The organism is Planctomycetota bacterium (genome assembly GCA_016235865.1).
Taxonomy (GTDB): Bacteria; Planctomycetota; MHYJ01; order JACQXL01; family JACQXL01; genus JACRIK01.
Map to the genome: position 1 here is coordinate 88,248 of JACRIK010000021.1, position 22,790 is coordinate 111,037.

Genomic DNA, 22,790 nt, shown 5'->3' on the forward strand with positions numbered 1-22,790 from the left:
GTCAGGAAAAGGTGTCAAAAATAATCAAGGGTAGTCAAGTCAATACTTGACCATCCTTGACGAATTTATACTTGACAATGCTTGACGATATTTAATGTTATGAATTATGAATTAAAAGACAAGGTGGCCCTGATTACTGGCGCCGGACGCGGCATTGGCCGCGAAATCGCGTTGAACCTGGCATCTGAGGGATGCCACGTGGCTATCGTTGACGTGGATGAAAATACCCTCAAGGCCACGGCCGCGGAAATACAGGCCAAGGGTGTCAAGGCATTAGGGCTTAAGGCCGATGTCTGCAGCTCGGCTGAAGTGGAAAAGGTGGTGGATGATGTCAATAAGCAACTCGGTAAAATAGATATCCTGGTCAATAATGCCGGCATCACCCGCGATAACCTGATTATGCGGATGAAGGACGAGGAATGGGATAAGGTCATTGCCATTAACCTGAAAGGGACATTCAACTTTACCAAGGCCGTGTGCCGGTATATGTTTAAACAGCGGGCCGGCAAGATTGTCAATATCGCATCCGTCATCGGCATCGGCGGCAATGTCGGCCAGGCCAACTATGCGGCCTCCAAGGCCGGCGTGATTGCACTGACCAAGTCATCGGCCAAGGAATTCGCCGCGCGTAATATCAATGTTAATGCCATTGCTCCGGGATTCATCCAGACCGCTATGACTGAGGTCTTAAGCGACGAGGTCAAGAATAAGATGAACGAGCGCATTCCGTTGCAGCGGTTGGGCACGGTTGAAGATGTGGCCAATGCCGTCTTGTTCCTGGCCTCTGAGAAATCCAATTACATCACCGGCCAGGTCCTGGTCGTGGACGGCGGGATGGTGATGTAAACAGTTAATAAACTCACGTCAAGGAGGGTGGTCATGAGAAAGACAATTCTATTATGCCTAATAGCCATCATTGGTTGCTCGATTGTAAGCGGGTTGGCTAATTCCAGTGAAAAGGGTCCAAATCCCGCCGCACTACCGGCCGTGGAAACTAAAAAGGATGACGGACCTATCCTGGGACAGGCCGAATTATATTACCTGCGCCAGGCATTGCGCTGCATCAAGATGACGCCCCAGGACCTGCTCTATAAGAAGAATCGGGACCCGGAGATGCCGTATCGTCTGAAGTGCGTGGATAATATGATGGCTAACCCGATTGATGTGCCGTTCTATACGGATAATTTGGCCATGGATATTTCTAAGCAGCAAAATAAAGTGTCATCTCTTATTCTTCGTCTTGAATCTGATCTTGATTTGGAAATGACAACTTCTTTAAATATGCCTCTCCCTGATGATAAAACTTTCACTCTGATAGTTGAAAAGGAAAATATTGCTAACGTCTTAAAACAAGTAGATGAACTGCCAAAGCCCTTAAAAGAAGCACTGTCTGTTTTGCTTATAGGAATGCGTAACTCGGGGGGGCTTATTAAAACAGCTTTTTCTGGCCTTTCAGATGAAGGCAAGAAGAACCTGGCAGAAAAAGGTGATTCCTTTGAGGTCTATCAGGAATATGAATCTGTTTCACGGGAAAAAATTATTGCAGCTGGCTATTATAGTTCAATGGCTGTGGAAGAATCACTGAAAAGGTTGAGTAAACTTAAATCCGAATTGGGCAAGCCGGCCAAGGAATTCGGCTTGGATGAAACCCGGGTCAAGGGCGGAATCCTGTTCTATGCCAAGACCGCTATCGGCGAGGTGATTATCGGTGACCGCGGCCCCAATGAATACAACGGAGATTTCTCGCTTATTATTGACTTAGGCGGCGATGACAAATACACCGGTCGGGCCGGGGGCACAGACGGCCGGACCCAGCCGCCGGTGGCTATCTGCCTTGATTTGGGCAACGGCAATAATGAATTCATCGCCCGGCTGGCTCCTGAACCTGTTGTGACTGACGGAAAAGACAGTCCGCCCAAGGATGAATCGGACAAGCTTGAGCCGGGTAATGACCGGATAGATTTCTGTCAGGGCGGGGCGCTGGCTGGCATCGGCATCCTGGTGGTGGACGGCGACGGCAATAATACATTTACAGCCGGTGACTGGTCTCAGGGCGCGGCCCATCTGGGCGTGGGCATACTCCTGAGAACCGGCCAGGGCAATGATTCCTACAAAGCCCTGGACTGCGTCCAGGGCGCGGCATCATTCGGTATCGGCATACTCCAGGACGAACAGGGCGATGACCGGTACCGGGGCACCTTTGCCTCTCAGGGATTCGGCGGACCGGCCGGGGTGGGTATGCTGAATGACCGGACCGGCAATGATAATTATTATGCCGGCGGGCGCTATGAGGGCTATCCCCTGCGTCCTAAGGGCTCTTTTATCGCCATGTCCCAGGGATTTGGCTACGGCCTCAGGCCGAGCTGTTCAGGCGGTATGGGCATCCTGATTGATAACTCCGGCAATGATTATTACCTGCTTCATAACCAGTTCGGTATCGGCGGCAGTTATTGGTACGCATTCGGGATGTTCGTGGACGACTCCGGCGATGATGTTTACCAGACCGGCAATGCCGGCGATTATGACGGCTATACCATGGGTGCGGCGATTCATCTGGCCGCGGCCTGCATGATTGACCGGGCCGGCAATGATAAATACCACGGCAACAAGATTGGCCCGGCGGTGGGCTGGGACCTGTCTCCGGCCTGGCTGATTGACGGCGGCGGCACGGACGAATTCACCACCGATGCCGAGCGCAAATGGAACTGGATTGGCGGGGTGCAGAACGGCTGCGGATTCCTGGTCAAGAAGAGCGGGCTGGCCAAGTTTGACTGCCTGAACTTTCCCTGCGGGCAGATTTGCCGCGACACTGGCAGTATCGGCATCCTGCTCAACCTGGGCGGCAACGGCCAATACAATATTGCCAATCTGATTTCGCCGGTCATACCGCCGCACGAAATGAATAAACCCCGGCCGTTTACCGGAATGAAACCGGGCGTCTACTGGAGCGGGGTTGGTATGACTGACAACAACACCTGGTGCGCCGGCATTGATGTGGCTGTGCCGCCGGACTTCAAGGCCGACGAGAATCTGGCCAACTGGCCGCGCCGCGAGGTGGCCAAGCCCAAAAAGGAAGAGCCAGAACCGCCGATGGAAGGCGTTGACAAAATTACGCCCAAGGAACCGATTACCGCCACCATCACGGCTGAAGAACTGGACAAACTCTGGGTAGCATGCGTCACGGAACAGGGCGCCAACTGGGATAAGTCATTCGTAGCCCGGGACAAATTCAAGGCGCTCGGACCCAAGATGCTCTATTACGTCATTCCGGAATTGGCCAGCGAGAATTACAATGAATCCGGCTGGGCCTCGGCATTTATCGCCGCGCAGGGCAAAGTGGCCGTGCCGGCGCTGCTGGAGCATCTTAAACTCAAGGACAAGGGATTGCGGCGGGCGATTATCATGACCCTGGGCGATTTGGCAGACCCGTCTGCCACCGAGGCGCTCCTGCCTTTCCTGCAACATCCGGGTCTGGTTGACATCACCTGTATGTCTTTGGGCAAACTCAAGGACAAGCGGGCCGTGCCGGCTCTGCTCAAACTGGCGGACAACAAGGCGTTCAAGGAGTCAGAGGGCCTGAGGAAATTACTGGCCGTGGCGCTGGGCAATATCGCGGATGCGGCTGCTGTTCCGCATCTGATTAAGGCGTTGGATGAGGAATATTTCTGGGTGCGCTATCCGGCTGAGCAGGCGCTGATTCAAATCGGAGAACCGTCTGTGCCGGCGTTGTTGGATGTGGTCAAGGCAAACCGATTCCCGGCATCAGCCCACGCCATTGAGGCACTGGGTCGGATTAAATCCAAGGACGCCAAGGTCTATGACGCGCTGGTTAAAGGGTTGGACAATACTGATTGGGCAATGAGGGGATTTGCAGTTGAGGCGCTGGGCGACTTAGGTAATACGACTGCTTTGACCGTGTTTGATACATTGAAGAGGACCGAAAAGCATCCCTTTGTCTTGAATAAGATTGAATGGTCAATAAGTAATTTGACCCCCAAGCCGCCGGCTCCGGTTGAAACGCCGAAGTAGGAATATAACCGGTTATTGACAAATAATCCCCGGAAGGTATAATACATTCTCTACAAAGCACTTATAAATTATGGTGAAACAAATTCTCATCACCGTTATTGTTCTTCTTCTTGTTGTGTTTGTCCAGCCCGGTCTGACCGACAAGGACAGCGACTATAATTTAAGTCGGCTGCAAATCAAGAAACCGCACAGCGGCAAGGCGGATAAGACCGTAAAAATAGTCATCGTCGGCGACGGCTATGTCAAGAAGGATTTAGCCCCGGGCGGCAAATACGAAGGCGATTGCCAGAAGGTGGTCAACGCATTCCTGAAAAAGGCGCCGTTCCGGCAATACCAGGATTATTTCAGCATCTATGTCATCTATGCCGAGTCCTACACCAGCGGCGCTGAGAATAATCCGGGCGAGGATAAAAAGAGGAATATCCTGGACACCACGGTAGAAACAAACCCGGACGGGACGCAGAAGGGCCGGCATATACTGATACAAAAGCCGGAGCGTTTGGGGCAGATTGTCAAGAAGGCCTGGATTGAGGATTTGCATATCGCATTGGTTATTGTCAACGACCAGCGCAATGCCGGCACGGGAAACGTCCTGATATATAATAAACAGCCGATACCAGCGCCGACCTTTACCACCTGCGGCGATTTTGAGAACACCGCCTTGCACGAAATCGGACACTCCTTTGCTAATCTGGCTGATGAATATGTTGATTATGACATGGGCAAAAATGTTAAATTGGCCGGCGCCGTGGATTTTTACGCGCCTAATGTAACATTAGCCGCGGTGGTAACCGATACCTCAAAAGAAGCGCTGATAAAGACACTGAAATGGGGGCATTTCCTTGAGTTGCCCGGTACTGAAGGGATTATCGGCCTATATAGCGGCGGTTATTATCTCCCGAAAGGGGTTTATCGCCCCCAGGCGGATTGTTTTATGCGCGGATTTGATTTCAACGTGGATTTCTGCTTCGTCTGCCAGGAGGCAATCATCAAAAAGACCTATCAGAAACTGGGACTGGCCTTTGACGACAGGGAATACCATCAAAAGAATCCTATTCAGGTAAAGGTAAAAGAGGACTACTTTACCGTGCTGGAAAAGGATATTAATTACTATTTTGATATGCTATTCCAGGATGCGGAAAAGTCATTGAAGACAGCTAAGGATAAGAAGTTCCTTATATCATCTCTGGGAAAGGTGATTGAGGAGCACGCCCGATGGCTGGAGAAGCCGGGATTTATCAGCACGCTCCCGATGAAAAACCCGCGCCGGTTAAGTACTATCGCCGACGGCTTGAGAAGCCGCCTGGAAAACCTGAAGAAAGTATATCGGGTGGAATAAAATAGTTTTAAGAATAGCGCCCGTATATTAACCACAGATTTCGCTATCGCGGTCACTGCGGTGTTCACAGATTGCGCAGATGTCATTCCCGCGAAAGCGGGAATCCAGAAGAGCAAAATAAAACTAAACAGAGACTCTTAAGAGACCTTAAAGAGACAATCTTGCTTAATATCGTCTGAGCGCCATAAGGGCGCCATGGCGCTTCGGCGCCACAAGTCCCTGTTATATCTTATCCGTGTCTATCTGCAAAATCCGTTTAATCCGCTTACGTAATTATCCTATGAATAAAATCAGCAAGTTACTGCTCAGGATATTTATCATTCTTATCGCTGCGTATCTGGGTATCCTGGGCCTGGTATATCTGGGCCAGGGGATGATGATTTACTTCCCGGATGATGAGATTACCGGCACACCTGATGATATCGGGCTGGCGTATGAAGATGTTGTCTTTACCACCACGGATGGCGTTCGGATAACCGGATGGTATATTCCCTGTACATCTGAAAGGGCTACTGTCCTGTTCTGCCACGGCAATGCCGGCAATATCTCCACCTGGCTGAACCGGATTGCCTTGTTCAACAAGATGAATCTGTCTGTGCTGGTATTTGACTACCGCGGATACGGTCGGAGCGGCGGAGAGCCATCGGAAAATGGAACCTATCTGGATGCCCAGGCGGCCTGGGATTATCTGATTAATATCCGGAAGAAATCACCGGCCAGATGCATCATCTACGGGCATTCATTGGGTGGTGCCATTGCCGCTGAGACGGCTTTACATAATAATCCGGCCGGGCTGGTCATAGAATCCAGTTTCACCTCAGTGCCTGATATGGGGGCGCGGATTTATCCCTGGTTGCCGATACGCCTGATTGCCAGATTTCAATACGCCACCATTGACAAGATTGGCCTGATAAAATGCCCCAAACTCATCATCCACAGCCCTGAGGACGAAACTATTCCCTTTGAATTCGGCAGGGCGTTATACGACAAGGCATCCAAACCTAAAACGTTTTTAGAAATCCAGGGCGACCATAATAATGGATTTATCACTTCAGGGGATGTGTATGTAAACGGCCTGAAATCGTTCCTGGATAGGTGTTTTAAGTAGGGCATTCAAATAATTAGCCACAGAGGCACAGAGACGCTAAGGTTCCTTGTTTTAATCGAGAAGAAATGGTAGAATAAAAATAAATTAGGACGTGTTCCTGGAATTTATGTCCCCAGAATTTGGGATTGAAATGAAACCAGATAGAAATTCTCCTTGCCCATGTGGAAGCGGTAAAAAGTATAAAAAATGTTGTTCTGAGAAAGGTAAGTTTATGGAAGTAACTCCGTCAAATAAACCTGAAACTATTGATTACCATTTAGTTGGTGATAATAAGGGGAACTGGATAAGAAAACCCGGTCTTTTAAACGTTACTATCGGTGTAAGAGAGGAAAATGACGTAGCCAGTGAAATAGAAGATATTGTTCGTATTATTCATAGTTGTCTTAAACAGCCGATTGATAACACCGTCTTGGAGAAATTTGTTAACTGCGAGCACAAATTATACGCTGTTAAGTACCATAAGAAGGCTATCGAAAATGAAATTGTCAGTCAAGTAGAGAAATTCAAGGAAAATTATAAGGCGGGATCTGGAGCGAAGTTTGAAACTGAAAATCACATTCTGCTATATAATACAGAAGCATTTTTATTCCAAGTAAAAAGTAGTTTGGATTTATTAATAAAGGGTTTAGCATTTTTTTATCCTGAGCTAAAAAGTTTATACACCTTTAAGCATAGAGGTGAAGGAGAAAATTATCGGGCAGGGGGGACGGTTATTGATGTTTTATATAGAAAAGGTCGGCAAGGAATTGCAGAGATTTTCGAGGCAAATAGAAAAATTTGGATTCAAGAAGTGACGGGTATGAGAGATACAATCACTCATTATTCTCGATTGAAGAATTTTAAATGTTTTGTTGAAGAGCCATATACTGGCGGATTGACTGTTAATGTACATTATCCGTCAATGCCAACAGAAGAGCAACTTGATATATATTGCACTAAAATATACGGCTATTTATTATCTCTATATAAAGATGTCTTTAATTTAATAAAAGAGGATCTCCATAACAAAAGTTTGTCGTAATCCGGTGACACCTACAACACCACACTGGAATCACGGAAACACCACCTTGACCCGGGCCTACCTGCCTACCGGCAGGCAGGCGCCCCCCGATTGTTTCGGGGTAGGGGCGGAGTACTGGTGGCCTGCCTACGCTATTTGAGTTTCGGTGAGGTCTAACGGACTATAACCCTTCGCTATGCTCAGGGTAAACTCTGGTCACAAAGAAATCCATTCCCCTTTTCAGCTATTCTACTCATCAGAAAGGAGGTGAAAGCAGCAGCGCATCCCGTGAGGGAAATGCAGTCATTTTCCGATATAGGATTGGAGTAATCCGATATGGGATTGGAACATTCCGATATGGGATTGGAACATTCCGATATGGGATTGGAGCATTCCGATATCGGATAGAGTAATCCGGTATGGGATTGGAGCATTCCGGTATGGGATTGGAGCATTCCGGTATGGGATTGGAGTAATCCGATATGGGATTGGAACATTCCGGTATAGGATTGGAGTAATCCGACATGGGATTGGAGTAATCCGACATGGGGCAAAGTCACCGCTTGGTGATATAACATTAGTATTATATGGAGTTATGAGAGATTGCCACGTTGGCCCGTACGGGCCACCTCGCAATGACTGTCATTGCGAACGAAGTGAAGCAATCCCAGAAAGAGAGGATAAAAGTATGGCAATCGCAAAAGTAAAGTTAGGGCTCAAGGGTATGACCGTTGGAGACAGGATTAAATTTGGGAAAAATGTCGTGGTTCAGATGACCGGGAATCCGAATTTCCCGATATCCATCGGGACTCCCCGCCCAAAGGCGGACGCTCACGCTACGTCAGCCCGTTCTTTACCAAAAAACCGACCCCAGGGATACGATTGCCGCCACCCATTCCTATATTACCAGATACCCATCCTTAGCAATACAGGTACCCTCTGATACGACAACCAGTACCCACTGATACGACAACCGGTATCCATAGATACGACAATCACCACCTATGGATACGACAACAGGCACCCATGGATACGACAAGAGCCACCTACGGATACGACAGCCGATACCCATAGATACGACAACCCGCACCCATATATACGACAACAGGCACCTATGGATACGACAACCAGTACCCATGGTTAGCATATAAGGGGGGTAGGGGGTAGTATACCCCGGGGGGAGGAGTAGTAGGGGTAGTACCCCCTTTAGGCACCTCAGTGTTGAATTTTACGACATTTTCACCGATTTTGCATGAGCCGACCGGGTAAAGTTTGGTTATTTAAAGAATTTACGCCAAATTCCTATTTTCTTTGTCACAAGGCCATTTTCGGTCAGTTTAGAATGGTGAAGGGGACGAAGGGCTTCCGGGTGGGGGTGTTAAGGGAAGATACGGATAAAAATCCCCCCCTTAACTTCCTCTAATCCCCCTGCCTCCCCCTTTGCAAAAGGGGGATACCCGCCCGACCGAACGGTCGTTCGGGCGGGAGAGGGGGATTTAACAAAGAGGGATATGAGGGGATTGGAAACAATGGGGATGATAAAAAGCTTTTCTTTATTTGACTCCATCAGGCAGAAGTGGTATTGATTCATTATTAACCGGTGGCGGACGATTGTCTTTGGCAAGGATGCCATTGACGGTGATTTCGTTAAACTTTAACCTGCATAGAGCTAAGAGCGTAGAGCGTATAGTAAATTCCTTAACATCTATGCTATAAGCCCTATGCTCTAAGCTGTAAATTATGGAAGACAAATTGAAGTTATTGCGCCAGAAGAAGGCCGAGTCGCTCCTGGGCGGCGGTAAGGACAAAATCGCCAAACAACACCAGCAGGGTAAACTCTCGGCCCGGGAACGGATTGACCTGTTGCTGGACAAGGATAGTTTCCAGGAACTGGACGCCTTTGTGGTCCACCAGTGCGACCATTTCGGTATGGAGGATAAAAAGGTCTTGGGCGACGGCGTGGTCACCGGCTACGGCACGATTGACGGCCGGCTGGTCTATGTCTTCAGCCAGGATTTCACGGTCTTCGGCGGCTCGCTGGGCGAGGCCTTTGCCAACAAGATTTGCAAGGTGATGGATTTGGCTATGAAGGTGGGCGCGCCAATCATCGGCATCAACGATTCCGGCGGCGCCAGAATCCAGGAAGGCGTGGTCTCGCTGGGCGGATATGCCGAGATTTTCTTCCGCAATACTTTGGCCTCCGGAGTCATACCACAGCTTTCCATTATTATGGGACCCTGCGCCGGCGGCGCGGTTTATTCGCCGGCACTGACCGATTTCATCGTCATGGTCAAGAACACCAGCCATATGTTTATCACCGGGCCTGAGGTCATCAAGTCCGTGACGGCCGAGGAAATCACCTTTGAGCAATTAGGCGGGGCGATGACCCACAACGCCAAGTCCGGCGTGGCCCATTTTGCGGCTGATGACGAGAAGGCCGGCATCAAACTGATTCGGGAGTTGATGGGATTTATCCCGGCCAATAATATGGAAGAGCCGCCGTATGCCAAGCCCAAGGACAAGCCCAACCGGATGGCCAAGGAATTGCTCAAGGTCATACCGGATGATTCTAACAAGCCCTATAATATCATTGATGTCATTAAGCACGTGGTTGACGACGCGGAGTTCCTGGAGATACACAGCGAGTGGGCTAAGAATATGGTCATTGGCTTTGCCCGGCTGAACGGGCACAGTATCGGAATAGTGGGTAATCAACCGGCTCATCTGGCCGGATGCCTGGATATCAATGCATCGGTCAAGGCCGGACGCTTTGTCCGGTTCTGCGACGCCTTTAATATTCCGCTGGTGACCTTTGTGGATGTGCCGGGATTCCTGCCGGGCAGCGCACAGGAATACGGCGGCATTATCCGGCACGGCGCTAAACTACTTTACGCTTATTGCGAGGCGACGGTGCCGAAGCTGACTGTGATTACCCGCAAGGCCTACGGCGGGGCATACGACGTGATGTGCAGTAAGCATGTCCGGGCGGATATGAATTTCGCCTGGCCGACGGCTGAGATTGCCGTGATGGGTCCGGATGGCGCGGTGAATATTATTTTCCGTAAGGAGATTATCGAGAGCAAGGACGCCAAGAAGACCAAGGATAAGCTGGTGTCCGAATACCAGGAAAAGTTTGAGAATCCCTATATCGCGGCCGAGCGCGGGTATATTGACGAGGTGATTGAGCCGCAGGAGACCCGGCCGAAACTGATTACGGCCCTGGAGAGTTTGTTGAATAAGCGGGAGTCCCGGCCGCCTAAGAAACACGGGAATATACCGCTCTAAGAAGAGATGAGAGATGAGAGTGGAGAGATGAGAGAGAATGACCTGGCGCTTATCAGCGCGGCGGTTTATGCGTATCTGTCGGATGGTCAGCCAGTCCTTCAGTCGGCCAGTCAACCGGCAGACAGGCAGACCGGCAGACCTTTTATCAGGCAAACCGGTAGACGTAACCGCTGGAAGCAGGCGTTTTTCCCTCAGGTAAATGAAAAAGGGATGAGGTGTAACCAATGGTCAAGATAACCGAAACTGTTTTGCGTGACGGGCACCAGTCATTGATTGCCACCCGGATGGCAACTGAGGATATGCTGCCGATTCTGGAAAAGATGGACCGGGTCGGATTCTTTTCCCTGGAGATGTGGGGCGGGGCGACCTTTGACGTCTGCCTGCGTTATCTCAAGGAGGATCCCTGGCAACGGCTGAGGCAAATCCGGGAGCGGGTTAAGTCCACCAAGCTTCAGATGCTCCTGCGCGGCCAGAATCTGGTCGGCTACCGCCATTATCCGGATGATATCGTGGTCAAGTTTATCCAAAAGTCGCGAGACAATGGCATCGATGTGTTCCGTATCTTTGACGCCCTGAATGATATCCGGAATCTGGAACTGTCCATCAAGACGGCCAAGAAGACCGGGGCCATGGTGGAAGGCACCATATCATACACGGTCAGTCCGATTCATACCATTGCGAAATTCATCAGTTTCGCCAGCGAGCTCAAGGATGCCGGGTCTGATATTATCTGCATCAAGGATATGAGCGGGATTATCACGCCGACCGCGGCTTACGACCTGATTAATGCTTTGAAGAAAGAGATTAAACTGCCGGTGCATCTGCATACCCATTGCACCAGCGGCATGGCGCCGATGGTATATCTGCTGGCTTGTGAGGCCGGGGTTGATTACCTGGACACAGCCATTTCGCCGTTCGGCTGGGGCACCTCACAGCCGCCGACCGAGAGCATTGTCGGCGCGCTCAAAGGCACGCCGTTTGATACCGGACTTAATTTAGACATTATTGTTGAGATTTCAGAACATTTCCAGAAGGTGCGCGAGAAATATAAGAGCATTTTAGACCCGATTTCAGAACGGGTGGACCCGAAGATATTAGTGCATCAGACCCCGGGCGGGATGATTTCCAATCTGATATCGCAGCTCAAGGAGCAGAATGCGCTGGATAAATACGATGAGGCGCTCAAGGAAACCGCGTTGGTGCGCAAGGATTTGGGCTATCCGCCGCTGGTCACGCCGACCAGCCAGATCGTCGGTACCCAGGCGGTCTTTAATGTCATTCTGGGCGAGCGCTATAAGATGATTTCCAATGAGGTCAAGGATTACATCAAGGGATTATACGGCCGCTCGCCCGGGCTGATTGACGAGGAGCTGCAGAAGAAGGCTATCGGGAATGAAACTCCGATTACCACCCGGCCGGCCGAGTCCATTGCGCCGGAATGGGACAAATCGCTTGAGACAGTCAAGGCCTTAAAGCAGACCGACCAGCCGTCAGATGAGGATGTGCTGGCCTATGCGCTTTTCCCGTTGGTGGCCAAGGAATTCTGGGCTAACCCGGCAGTGGTTGCAGCGCCGGCGCCAGCAGTAAGCCCTGTAGAGGCGAAACAACCCAAGGAGGAGGTAGATTCATATTCTTCTAAGGCTACATTGGTACTGGAGTTGAACAACAAGAAATATTCGGTCAAGGTTACGCCGGCTTCATCCGGCAGTTTAAAGGTGGATGTAGAGGGCCGGCCTTATGATGTCAAGGTTTCTTATTCGGGAAAATCCGGATTAAAGAAGCCGGCAGCAGAAATTAAGCCCGAGCCGGCCGCGGTAAAATCCGCCCAGCCAATAGCGCCGGTTCAGGCTGCGACTGAGGGCGGTATGACCAATGTCACGGTGCCGATGCCCGGCAAGGTGGTAAATATCAAGGTGAAAATATCAGATAAGGTCAAGAAAGGGGAAGTGCTTTTTATACTTGAGGCGATGAAGATGCAGAATGAAATCTGCGCGCCCGGCGACGGTATTATCAGCGAGATTTCAATAAAGGTGGGCGATACAGTTGATAACCAAACAATACTGATGAAGATAAAGGGGTAAAGATTATGTACAGCAAGATTAGTTTGGAAAAATATCTGGAGATGATAGCGGCGCCGACGGCCACGCCGGGCGGCGGGAGCGTTTCGGCATACGCCGGAGCCCTGGGCGCATCGCTGGGCAGTATGGCCAGCGGTATCGCGCTCAAGAAGGTGCTGGCCCATTCGCATGATTTTGAGACGCTCAAGGAAGCGCAGAAGATATTCCGCCGGAATTATTACGCGCTTTTGAAACTGGCCGAGGCGGATAGCGCGGCATACGATAAGGTTAGTCAGGCATATAAACTCCCGCATCACGTCCTTAAGCGCCGGGGCGAGATTAACAAGGCCCTTAAAGCCGCCACAGAAGTGCCGTATAGGACAATGCTCCTGTCGCTGGAAAACCTCAACGAGATAAGCAAGGTCCGGAAACTTCTGCCGGTCCAGATATTGAGCGACATCAACGTGGCGGCCCTGCTCAGCAAAGCGGCTTATAACGGGGCCCGGCTGAACGTTATTGTCAACGTCGAATCGCTCACTGACAAGAAGGTCTCGCGCAAGATAGAAAAAGATATAGAGAAGGTGGAGCAGGCATTTGCCGAGACCATTCTCTGGCTTGATGATTGGATGTAGGAGCAAAGAGCGTAGGGCGTATAGCGTAGAAACTATAAGCTCTATGCTATAAGCTCTATGCTATTATGTGGCAGATAGAAAAAACCACCAAACGCTGTCAGGAATGTAACTCAACTATAGAGGTCAGCCAGCATTATTTTTCGGCGCTGTTCCCTAATCCAACGGATAAAACAGGGGAGCCGCGCCTATTGCGCCGGGATTTTTGCGCTAATTGTTGGGAGCGGCGGACCGCGGCCGGTGAAGAGCCACCCTTTTCCTTCTGGCAGACTGTCATAGAACCACCGGCTGAGCCGCCCAAGACCCCGCGCGAGGTTCTGCTTAATTTCTTTGATAACCTATTTAAGGAAGCAACTGAAGTGCCCGCGGCAGAGAATACGTCTGTGCCGGTGGTTCAGGACACCAGATTAAAATCCCAGGTAAAATACCTCTTTGCTTTGATTATGATGCGCAAGAAATTATTGCGGCTGAAGAGCCCGCTGACCCGGGACAATACCCGGTATCTGGTCCTGGAGCGGTTTGCGAAGCCGCAGCGGAGTCCCGATAACTTCGGGGGTGATGCTAAGGTTTATGAGGTGGCCGAAGTAAACATTTCGGATGAGGAGTTAGATTCCCTAAGGCAGGAATTTTCACAACTCTTTGAATTCAGGATATAATCCGGTCTACTCCAGCTTATTTAACCTTGAAATCAAAGTCAGAGGCATCGCCTTTGGTAATCCCGCGCAGTTCCAGTTTCAGTTCATCAGGCCGGTCCGCAAAGGCCAGGGCATCTTCCACGCTGATGAAATTATTCTGGTAGAGGTACTTTAACGACTGGTTAAAGGTCTGGGTGCCGTAGTAGGTATTGCCTTCCTTGATGGCATCATATAATTCGCGGGTCTTGCCTTCATAAAGCATATCTTTGATAGTCGGCGTGGCCAGCAGTATTTCAGCGGCCGGAACCATTCCCTTGCCGTCGTGCCGGGCGATTAACCGCTGGGAAATCACGCCCTGCAGGAGCATCGACAACTGCTGGCGCAGAAGTGGATGCTGGTGGGGCGGAAAGAAATTGATAATCCGTTCCACGGTCTGGAATGAATTGATGCTGTGCAGGGTGCTGATGACCAGGTGACCGGTTTCGGCCGCACCGATGGCCGCTTCCATCGTGTCTTTGTCGCGCATTTCGCCGATCATAATGATATCCGGGCTCTGGCGGACCGCATGTTTCAGCGCCGAGGTGAATGAAAACGTGTCAATTCCCAATTCTCTCTGGTCAATCAGTGATTTTTCGTCCATAAAGAGGTATTCTATCGGGTCTTCTATGGTGACCACGTGTTTGCGCCAGTTTTTATTGATGTAATTTATCAGGGCGGCAATGGTGGTGGATTTTCCGCTGCCGGCGATGCCGGTGACAATGACCAGACCGCGGGTGGTGGTAGCTAATTTCTGCAACGGTTTCATTGGTAGTCCCAGTTCTTCTATCGGCGGGATATTGGAGCGGATATAGCGCATGGCCATTCCGATAAAACCTTTTTGCCTGAAAATATTTACCCGAAACCGGCCCATGCCAAAGACCTCATAAGCAGTATCCACTTCACCCTGGTCCACGAATTTTTGCCTTAATTTTTCAGTGGTGATTTCCAGGAAGAGTTTTTCTACCATCTCCGGGGTGAGCGGGAAAGTCTGAGGGAGAACTTCCAATTTTCCGGTCAGTCGGATCATGGGTGGGGCGCCGACTTTGATGAACAAATCAGAGGCGTTCTTGGCCACCACGGCGGCAAATAATCCCTTGACGTCTAATTCCTTTTTAGTTTCAGACATATTTGATTCCTTTCAGTTTGACTTCCCGTACTCTTAATGTAACAAATTATAGATATTTCTTCAATATTTTTCCAGTATAAGAGCGTTCTTGCCTGGCAATCTCTTCAGGGGTGCCGGAAGCGACTACTCGGCCGCCTTCATCACCGCCTTCGGGTCCCAGATCAATGATATAGTCAGCCATTTTGATGACGTGCATATTATGTTCGATGACCACAACGCTGTTACCGCGGTCCACCAGTCGATTGAGGACATTGAGCAGTTTATTGATATCGGAGAAATGCAGGCCGGTAGTCGGCTCGTCAAGTATGTAAAGGGTTTTATTGGTGGCGGTCTTGCCTAATTCAGCTGATAGCTTGACCCGCTGGGCTTCGCCGCCTGAGAGCGTGATGCTGGATTGGCCCAGGGCGATATAGCCCAGTCCGACGTTATCGAGTGTCTTGAGGATGCGCACGATATGCGGGAAGTTCTGGAAGAATTCCACGGCGGCTGAGACCTCCATTTCCAGGACATCGGCGATATTCTTACCCCGGTAGGTGATGTCCAGGGTCTCGCGGTTATATCTTTTGCCTTTGCACTGTTCACAGGTGATGTAGACATCAGGCAGGAAGTGCATCTCGATTAGTTTAGTGCCTTGGCCCTGGCAGTCGGCGCATCGGCCGGCCTTGAGATTAAAACTAAATCGGCCGGACTGGTAACCCCGTAATCGGGCTTCCTTAGTCATGGTAAAGACCTTGCGTATCTCGTCAAAGACGCCGGTATAAGTGGCCGGATTTGAACGAGGCGTCCGGCCAATCGGCGACTGGTCAATGATAATTACTTTGTCAACATGTTCGGCACCGATAATGTCGTCGCATTCACCTGAACGAATCCGGCTCCGGTAAATTTTCTTCATCAGCCCTTTATAGAGGATTTCATTGACCAGCGTGCTTTTGCCTGAGCCGGATACGCCGGTTACACAGGTAAAGCAACCTAATGGGATGGGTACATTGATGTCTTTCAGGTTGAATTCCCGGGCCCTGATGATGTTTAGCCAGTTATGTTCGCTCGCGCGGTCTCTGCGGAGTTCGCTGGCGCGGTCACTGCGGCCTTCTGATTTGTCATTTTTTATTTTATTATTAGCAGTATTTGGCTGCGGGAATAGATTGCGGTCAAAACGCCTTTTCTTTGGCACTTCTATTCTTAATTTATTGGTCAGGTATTGCAGGGTCAGGGAATGGTTATTATTATTTTCTCCTGAAGTTCCGTTAGGCGGTTTTACAGTATTATTATTGTTTGTCATTTTACCGTTTAGGACATCCTTACTCGGAGCCGAGATGATTACCTGTCCACCCCGGGTGCCGGCGCCCGGACCGACATCAATCAGATAATCCGATGCCCTGATGGTGTCTTCGTCGTGCTCAACTACAATGACTGTATTGCCTAAGTTTCTTAATTTTATCAGGGTATTGAGCAGGCGTTGGTTATCGCGTTGGTGCAGTCCGATGGTTGGTTCGTCAAGGACATAGCAGACCCCGACCAGACCTGAACCGACCTGGGAAGCCAGCCGTATCCGTTGGGCCTCGCCGCCTGAAAGCGTCAAACTGCGCCGGTCTAATGTCAGGTAGGACAGTCCCACGTCTATCAGAAATGAAAGGCGGTTCTTGATTTCCTTTAACGCCATCTGTCCGATAAGCGTCTGTTCAGCGGTTAGGACGAGTTTATCAAAGAAGTGATAGGCGTCCTTAACCGCCATCTGAATCACCTCGGAGATATTTTTTCCGCCGATGCGGACGGCCAGTGGCTCTGGTTTTAAGCGCGCGCCTTTGCAGGTTGGGCAGGGCAGTTCGCTCATATATGAGTGTATCCGGTGCTTGACTCCTTCGCTCTGGGTTTTGTAGAACCGGTTCTCCAAGTCCGGTATCACGCCGGTAAAACTGCGTTTATATTTGGCTTCATCTGGTTGATTGGTGCCGTACATCAGGATCCGTTTCTTATCTTCAGGCAGGTTGTAGAAAGGCGCATCCATAGCTATGTTGAAATCGCCGGCGAACTCCTTGATAACATACGAATAATAAATAGCCATCCGGTGTCCGGATTTACGCCAAGCCTCGATGGCTCCGTTAGCCAGCGAGAGCGACTTGTCAGGCACAATCAGGTCCATATCCAGTTCCATCCGTGTGCCCAGGCCGTTGCAGCGTGGGCAGGCGCCATAAGGTGAATTAAACGAGAATATCCGCGGGCTTAATTCCGATAAACTTATCTGGCATTCCGGACAGGCAAAATGCTCCGAGAATACCAGGTCGGAAAACCGTTTGCCCTGGGGCTGATGCGAGATGATGACCAATCCTTCGCCTAATCTCAATGCGGTTTCGACCGAATCAGCCAGCCGGCTCTTTTCTATGCCGGCAGGCTCAACGCTCAGTCTGTCGATGACTATCTCGATATTATGACGTTTGTATTTATCCAGTTTAGGGACGGATGAGCCGAGTTCTATAACCTTGTTGTCAACCCGGACTCGGACAAAGCCATTGCGCCGGATGCGTTCAAAGACATCCCGATGTTCGCCTTTTTTGCCTCGGATAATCGGAGCCAGGACAATAATCCGGGAATAAGCCGGGAATGATTGGATATGCTGGATAATCTGCTGGGCGGACTGTTTGACAATTGGTTTATTGCACTTGGGGCAGAAGGGTTGGCCCAACCGGGCGAAGATAACGCGCAGATAATCATATATCTCGGTAGTGGTAGCCACGATCGAGCGAGGTGTGCCGGTTCCGCCCCGTTGTTCTATAGAAATCGTGGGAGGCAGGCCTTCGATAGATTCCACATCCGGTTTGGCAATTTGTTCCAGGAACTGCCGGGCGTAGGCCGAGAGCGATTCGATATAACGGCGTTGTCCCTCGGCGTAAATGGTATCAAAAGCCAGGGAGGTCTTGCCTGAGCCGGAGACACCGGTTACCACAATTAGTTTATCACGCGGGATATCAATGTTGATATTCCTGAGATTATGCTCCTTGGCTCCGCGTATGGATATATGATTGGTCATAGGGGTAATTAATCCTGCAGTATATATTATTTTGTAAACTGTGTCTACGTTTTGGGATTTATTCTTTGACGATGGCTAGTGGTTTTTGGTATAGAATAAAGGTAATGAACTAAGCGAAGCGTGAACTCGAAGAGGCCGCGAAGCGTGACCCTGAGCGAAGCGAAATGAAAACCTTAATGCAATGTACTATTAAAAAGCCTGTTTTCTGTGAAGGCATCGGACTTTTTACCGGGCAGAAAGTGAAATTGTGTTTCCAGCCCGCTAAAGTTAATGATGGCATAACATTCATTGCCAATGGCGCCAGAATTTCTGCTTCTATCAGTAACGTGCTGACCCAATACCGCCGCAATGCCATCGGGAAAGACGGCATCATTATCGAGACTATAGAACACCTAATGGCAGCTTTGAACGGATTAGGTATTACCAATATTGATATCGAGATTTATTCTGATAGTCAATCTGCAACCTATGAGATACCGAATACGGACGGCAGCGCTAAGTTATTTGTGGATTTATTATTAAAAGCCGGTATTGAGGAACAGCGCGCACCCAGGAGAGTCCTGCGAATAAATGCGCCGGTTAATTACAGGGATGGCGAGTGCTCTATTATTGCCTTGCCAGCCGCTGACGATTCATTAACTGTTGACTATACCTTTTCGCATAGCGCCGTGATTATCGGCAATCAGCATTTATCAGTGGAACTGGTACAGGATAACTTTATTTCGGAGATAGCCCCGGCCCGAACGTTTTGTATGGCCGACGAAGTGGCGTCTCTTCAGGCACAGGGAATAGGTAAGTCAGCCAATTATCAGAATGTTCTGGTGGTGGATAATGACAAAATCGTCCAGAACACCTTGCGCTTTAAAGACGAATTCGTGCGCCATAAAATACTTGATTTAATCGGCGATTTATACTTGTTAAATGCCTCGTTATTTGCTAAAATAGCAGCGGTTAAGACCGGCCATAGACAAAATGTAGAATTTGTCAGGAAATTGGTTGGATTACTCTAAGGCAGCTGAATTAATCAGATAAATGGAGGATAATGTTATGAATCCAGAAAATAGCGAAATTAAATCTTCCGATGGGAATAAAGGCGTGAGGCTTGACATCAGGGAAATCCATAATATCCTACCGCATCGGTATCCTTTTCTCCTGGTGGATCGGGTTATAGAAATGGAAGGATACCAGCGTGCGGTCGGGATAAAGAACGTCACGATGAATGAACCGTATTTCCAGGGGCATTTTCCGGGTATGCCAATTATGCCCGGCGTTCTGCAGATTGAGGCGATGGCGCAGTTGACTGGTATTATGCTTCTTTCCCGGGCCGGTAACGAAAAGAAAATAGCCATGTTTTTGTCGATTGACGAGGCTAAGTTCCGGCGATCGGTCATTCCGGGAGACCAGTTGCGCATAGAAGTCAATACCACCAAGGTCAAGTCCAGAATTGTTGAAGCCGAAGCCAAGATTACCGTGGAAGGAGAGGTGGCTTCAGAATCAAAGTTCAAGTTTATGCTGGTAGATAAGGAATAATTATGACAAATATTCATCCGACGGCCATTATTGACAAGAGCGCGGAGATTGACCAGAGCGTTACCATCGGTCCATATACGACTATCGGGCCTGATGTCAGAATCGGCGCGGGTAATATTATCGGCCCTTATTGCCATTTTGAATCGCATACCACTATCGGCCGGAATAATAAGTTCCTGGCCTATTGCAGTGTTGGCACCCCGCCCCAGGATGTCGGCTACAAGAATGAGCCGACCCGCCTGATTATCGGCGATAATAATACCTTCAAGGAATTTGTCACGCTCAACCGCGGTACTATGAAGGACAGGCAGGAGACGGTTATCGGCAACAATAATTATCTGATGGCATATGCCCATGTCGGACACGACAGCGTTTTAAGCAATAATATCATTATGGCCAACGCCGTTCAGGTGGGCGGACACGTTCACATAGAGGATTACGCGGCTTTAGGCGGGATGGTCGGGGTTCACCATCTGGTTACTGTTGGAGCCCATGCTTTTATCGGAGGAATTGCCCGGGTGATTCAGGATGTGCCTCCCTATATGATTGCCGAAGGCCATCCGGCCAAGGTGCGCGCCCTTAATGCCATCGGCCTGGAAAGAAGAGGGTTCCCGCCGGAGATTATCAGCGCTTTAGAAGCGGCGTACAAACTTATCTGGCGCGGTAAGATAACAACCGCCGAGGCATTTCAGAAACTGCTTTCGCCTGAAAAGAATCCCTGCAAAGAGGTTCAGTATCTGATAAAATCACTGCAAAACACCCGGGACGGCAAACACGGGCGCTATCGCGAATCGCTCCGCAAGGTGCCGGCCAGGTAGTCAATAGTGAATTGTGGAATGCGAATTGTGAATTGACTAATCCGCAATCCGCAATTCGTATCCATTATGTTCCAAAAAAGGATTACGGTCATTGTCGGATTTATCGCGATAACCTTTTTTATCATTGTCATTAGGTTATTCGCCTTGCAGGTTATCAATAATTCTTATTATCGAACCCAGGCGCGTAAATATGCGACTCGGATTGAACTCATCGCCGACCCGCGCGGCAAGATTCTTGACCGTAACGGTAATACCCTGGTTAGCAACAAACTTGCCTTTGATCTTTTTATCACACCGGCAATATACCTAAAACCGAAGACGCCGGCCGGCAAGACCGCAGTCAGTCCCGCTAATAGCGACAAAACCGCCGGCAAGAATGATTTGCCGTCTAAATCTGATGTTTCTAAGGCGGCTGATTACAATACGGATGACGATTTGGTTCAGTGGGAAGTGATCAGGAAGCTGACCGGGCTGCTAAATATTAAATCAGACTTGTTTATTTCAAAGATAAAAGCCATTCAGGAGAAAATCATTGCTCAGGCCCAGACCAGACCGGAGCGGGAACAAAAACGTTATATCAAGCAACAATACCGCAATAAATACCGGATTTTCTCGGGCCTGACGCTCAATCAAGCCATGCAGATAGAGTCGCACCCGGAGATTTTCAGGGGCTTCAGCGTTTCGGAAACCATCTCGCGTAATTATATCTATAACGATCTGGCCTGTCATGTTATCGGATATACCGGTCCGATCTGGAAAGAGGAATATGACCAGTTTGTGGAGAACGGCTATTTTGACGATATGCTCAACCAGGAGATAGACGAGAATACCTACCAGGCGTTGATTGATATGGGCGAATTTAAGAATGTGTTCATCGGCCGGAGCGGTATCGAACGGATGCATAACCGCTTGCTGACCGGGCGATACGGTGTTCGGATGAGTGAATTCGATTTTGCCACCAGGCAGAAGGACGAGTTGAGCCGGACCGAGTCCGTTCCGCCGACGGATATTATGCTGACCATTGACCTGAATCTGCAGAAGAAACTGGAAGCGGCGCTTAAAAATAAGTCAGCCGGCGCCGGAATCGTAATGGATATACATACCGGTGAGATCCTGGCCATGGCCAGCGCGCCGTCGTTTAATCTCAACCTGCTTCAGCCGCCGGTGGATAGTCAGGTAACCGAGTTTATCTCCAAGTCGCCCCTGAAACCATTGTATAACCGGGCCATTTCCGGCGAATACCCGCCCGGGTCGGTCTTTAAGATTATCACCGCCCTGGCCGCCTTGGAAGAAGGCAAGATTACGCCTTATACGCCCTTTTACTGCAACGGCCATTTTTCGCCTAAATACAAGAAATTCAAATGTTGGATTGCCGAGCATAACCGGGAGCATGGTTCTCTTTCTTTAGAAGAGGGTTTCAAGCATTCCTGCAATATTTTCTTCTTTAATGCGGGTAATTTAGCCGGCGGTGAGGCGATTACCAGATGGGCGCGGAATATGGGGTTCGGTGAGCGCGCCGGCATAGATGTCTCGGGCGAGAAAAAAGGCCGGGTGCCTAAGTCGCCGGCTGATAAAGACCTGAAAACAGGTAGACCTAATTGGGCGCTGGCTGATACCCTCAATATGTCCATCGGCCAGGGTGACTTGATGGTTACGCCGCTCCAGATAGTCCGGATGGTGGCGGCCATTGCCAACGGCGGCACGCTGGTCAAGCCGCGGATTATCAAGACCGATATACCGAAAGAGCCGTTAGAATCATTACATGAAAACGATTCAAAACTTTCTGTTTCATTCAAGCCCGGAGACAGCAAGCCGGCTGTGGTTCAAAAGAATGAGCCGCCTCAAAAGATAAATATCTCCGAAAGCACGCTGACGCATATCCGTAACGGGATGTATAAAGTGGTGCATTCCGAGGGCGGGACCGCCCACGGTAGCGGGGTGCGGAATTTCCCAGCCGCCGGCAAGACCGGCACGGCCGAGGTCTGGGGCAAGAAATCGCACGCCTGGTTTGCCGGATTCGCGCCTTTTGACAAACCGCAATTCGCCTTTGTGGTCGTGGTGGAATACGGCGGCAAGGGTTCTGAGGTCTCGGCGCCCATCGTGGCCTCATTCCTGCCCGAAGCCCTGGCCATATATCAGCCGGCCCAACCGCAGGGAAAATAAGATATAA

16 protein-coding genes are annotated in these 22,790 nt (G+C 49.8%); 14 read left to right on the top strand and 2 right to left on the bottom strand.

The window, feature by feature from the left end; genetic code table 11:
- Nucleotides 1–99: 99 nt before the first annotated feature.
- The 10 genes from fabG to HZA49_06385 all read left to right on the top strand — a co-directional run bounded on the left by fabG (nt 100) and on the right by HZA49_06385 (nt 14,103).
- Nucleotides 100–846, top strand: coding sequence for a 3-oxoacyl-[acyl-carrier-protein] reductase (fabG, locus tag HZA49_06340; GenBank protein ID MBI5779058.1), 747 nt, complete (start codon nt 100–102; stop codon nt 844–846).
- 33 nt (nt 847–879) lie between these two features.
- The gene (locus HZA49_06345; protein ID MBI5779059.1) at nt 880–4,029 is read left to right on the top strand and encodes a HEAT repeat domain-containing protein; all 3,150 of its coding nucleotides are present in this window, start codon (nt 880–882) and stop codon (nt 4,027–4,029) included.
- Nucleotides 4,030–4,099: 70 nt separating this feature from the next.
- Nucleotides 4,100–5,368, top strand: coding sequence for a hypothetical protein (locus tag HZA49_06350; protein MBI5779060.1), 1,269 nt, complete (start codon nt 4,100–4,102; stop codon nt 5,366–5,368).
- A gap of 280 nt (nt 5,369–5,648) precedes the next feature.
- Nucleotides 5,649–6,476 (top strand): alpha/beta hydrolase, encoded by an 828-nt coding sequence (locus HZA49_06355; protein MBI5779061.1) that lies wholly within the window; start codon nt 5,649–5,651, stop codon nt 6,474–6,476.
- Between the two features lie 106 nt (nt 6,477–6,582).
- Nucleotides 6,583–7,497, top strand: a complete 915-nt coding sequence (locus HZA49_06360; protein ID MBI5779062.1) for an SEC-C domain-containing protein — start codon at nt 6,583–6,585, stop codon at nt 7,495–7,497.
- A gap of 1,719 nt (nt 7,498–9,216) precedes the next feature.
- A complete protein-coding gene (locus HZA49_06365; protein MBI5779063.1) occupies nt 9,217–10,761 on the top strand; it encodes a methylmalonyl-CoA carboxyltransferase in 1,545 nt (514 codons plus the stop codon).
- Nucleotides 10,762–10,767: 6 nt separating this feature from the next.
- On the top strand, nt 10,768–10,998 hold the full coding sequence (locus tag HZA49_06370; GenBank protein MBI5779064.1) for a hypothetical protein: 231 nt from the start codon (nt 10,768–10,770) through the stop codon (nt 10,996–10,998).
- Nucleotides 10,986–12,842: a sodium-extruding oxaloacetate decarboxylase subunit alpha gene (oadA, locus tag HZA49_06375; protein ID MBI5779065.1), complete on the top strand. Its 1,857-nt coding sequence runs from the start codon at nt 10,986–10,988 to the stop codon at nt 12,840–12,842. Before HZA49_06370 ends, oadA begins: the two co-directional genes overlap by 13 nt.
- A gap of 5 nt (nt 12,843–12,847) precedes the next feature.
- Complete coding sequence (locus tag HZA49_06380) at nt 12,848–13,450, top strand: cyclodeaminase/cyclohydrolase family protein (GenBank protein MBI5779066.1); 603 nt, start codon at nt 12,848–12,850, stop codon at nt 13,448–13,450.
- Between the two features lie 65 nt (nt 13,451–13,515).
- Nucleotides 13,516–14,103: a hypothetical protein gene (locus tag HZA49_06385; GenBank protein MBI5779067.1), complete on the top strand. Its 588-nt coding sequence runs from the start codon at nt 13,516–13,518 to the stop codon at nt 14,101–14,103.
- A gap of 16 nt (nt 14,104–14,119) precedes the next feature.
- Here HZA49_06385 and HZA49_06390 read toward each other — a convergent pair whose 3' ends face one another.
- Nucleotides 14,120–15,247, bottom strand: coding sequence for a PilT/PilU family type 4a pilus ATPase (locus HZA49_06390; GenBank protein MBI5779068.1), 1,128 nt, complete (start codon nt 15,245–15,247; stop codon nt 14,120–14,122).
- Nucleotides 15,248–15,293: 46 nt separating this feature from the next.
- A complete protein-coding gene (uvrA, locus tag HZA49_06395; GenBank protein MBI5779069.1) occupies nt 15,294–18,272 on the bottom strand; it encodes an excinuclease ABC subunit UvrA in 2,979 nt (992 codons plus the stop codon).
- A gap of 176 nt (nt 18,273–18,448) precedes the next feature.
- Between uvrA and lpxC the strand changes: the two genes are divergently transcribed.
- The 4 genes from lpxC to HZA49_06415 all read left to right on the top strand — a co-directional run bounded on the left by lpxC (nt 18,449) and on the right by HZA49_06415 (nt 22,783).
- The gene (gene lpxC / locus HZA49_06400) at nt 18,449–19,282 is read left to right on the top strand and encodes a UDP-3-O-[3-hydroxymyristoyl] N-acetylglucosamine deacetylase (protein MBI5779070.1); all 834 of its coding nucleotides are present in this window, start codon (nt 18,449–18,451) and stop codon (nt 19,280–19,282) included.
- A 37-nt stretch (nt 19,283–19,319) separates the two neighbouring features.
- A complete protein-coding gene (fabZ, locus tag HZA49_06405) occupies nt 19,320–19,802 on the top strand; it encodes a 3-hydroxyacyl-ACP dehydratase FabZ (protein MBI5779071.1) in 483 nt (160 codons plus the stop codon).
- A gap of 2 nt (nt 19,803–19,804) precedes the next feature.
- A complete protein-coding gene (lpxA, locus tag HZA49_06410; GenBank protein MBI5779072.1) occupies nt 19,805–20,620 on the top strand; it encodes an acyl-ACP--UDP-N-acetylglucosamine O-acyltransferase in 816 nt (271 codons plus the stop codon).
- Between the two features lie 66 nt (nt 20,621–20,686).
- On the top strand, nt 20,687–22,783 hold the full coding sequence (locus HZA49_06415) for a hypothetical protein (protein MBI5779073.1): 2,097 nt from the start codon (nt 20,687–20,689) through the stop codon (nt 22,781–22,783).
- Nucleotides 22,784–22,790: the final 7 nt, after the last annotated feature.

What these genes read in the sequence shown, in the direction of transcription:
- fabG (MBI5779058.1), top strand. Translation starts at nt 100, where the DNA reads ATGAATTATGAATTAAAAGACAAGGTGGCCCTGATTACTGGCGCCGGA.
- HZA49_06345 (MBI5779059.1), top strand. Translation starts at nt 880, where the DNA reads ATGAGAAAGACAATTCTATTATGCCTAATAGCCATCATTGGTTGCTCG.
- HZA49_06350 (MBI5779060.1), top strand. Translation starts at nt 4,100, where the DNA reads ATGGTGAAACAAATTCTCATCACCGTTATTGTTCTTCTTCTTGTTGTG.
- HZA49_06355 (MBI5779061.1), top strand. Translation starts at nt 5,649, where the DNA reads ATGAATAAAATCAGCAAGTTACTGCTCAGGATATTTATCATTCTTATC.
- HZA49_06360 (MBI5779062.1), top strand. Translation starts at nt 6,583, where the DNA reads ATGTCCCCAGAATTTGGGATTGAAATGAAACCAGATAGAAATTCTCCT.
- HZA49_06365 (MBI5779063.1), top strand. Translation starts at nt 9,217, where the DNA reads ATGGAAGACAAATTGAAGTTATTGCGCCAGAAGAAGGCCGAGTCGCTC.
- HZA49_06370 (MBI5779064.1), top strand. Translation starts at nt 10,768, where the DNA reads ATGAGAGATGAGAGTGGAGAGATGAGAGAGAATGACCTGGCGCTTATC.
- oadA (MBI5779065.1), top strand. Translation starts at nt 10,986, where the DNA reads ATGGTCAAGATAACCGAAACTGTTTTGCGTGACGGGCACCAGTCATTG.
- HZA49_06380 (MBI5779066.1), top strand. Translation starts at nt 12,848, where the DNA reads ATGTACAGCAAGATTAGTTTGGAAAAATATCTGGAGATGATAGCGGCG.
- HZA49_06385 (MBI5779067.1), top strand. Translation starts at nt 13,516, where the DNA reads ATGTGGCAGATAGAAAAAACCACCAAACGCTGTCAGGAATGTAACTCA.
- HZA49_06390 (MBI5779068.1), bottom strand. Translation starts at nt 15,247, where the DNA reads ATGTCTGAAACTAAAAAGGAATTAGACGTCAAGGGATTATTTGCCGCC.
- uvrA (MBI5779069.1), bottom strand. Translation starts at nt 18,272, where the DNA reads ATGACCAATCATATATCCATACGCGGAGCCAAGGAGCATAATCTCAGG.
- lpxC (MBI5779070.1), top strand. Translation starts at nt 18,449, where the DNA reads ATGCAATGTACTATTAAAAAGCCTGTTTTCTGTGAAGGCATCGGACTT.
- fabZ (MBI5779071.1), top strand. Translation starts at nt 19,320, where the DNA reads ATGAATCCAGAAAATAGCGAAATTAAATCTTCCGATGGGAATAAAGGC.
- lpxA (MBI5779072.1), top strand. Translation starts at nt 19,805, where the DNA reads ATGACAAATATTCATCCGACGGCCATTATTGACAAGAGCGCGGAGATT.
- HZA49_06415 (MBI5779073.1), top strand. Translation starts at nt 20,687, where the DNA reads ATGTTCCAAAAAAGGATTACGGTCATTGTCGGATTTATCGCGATAACC.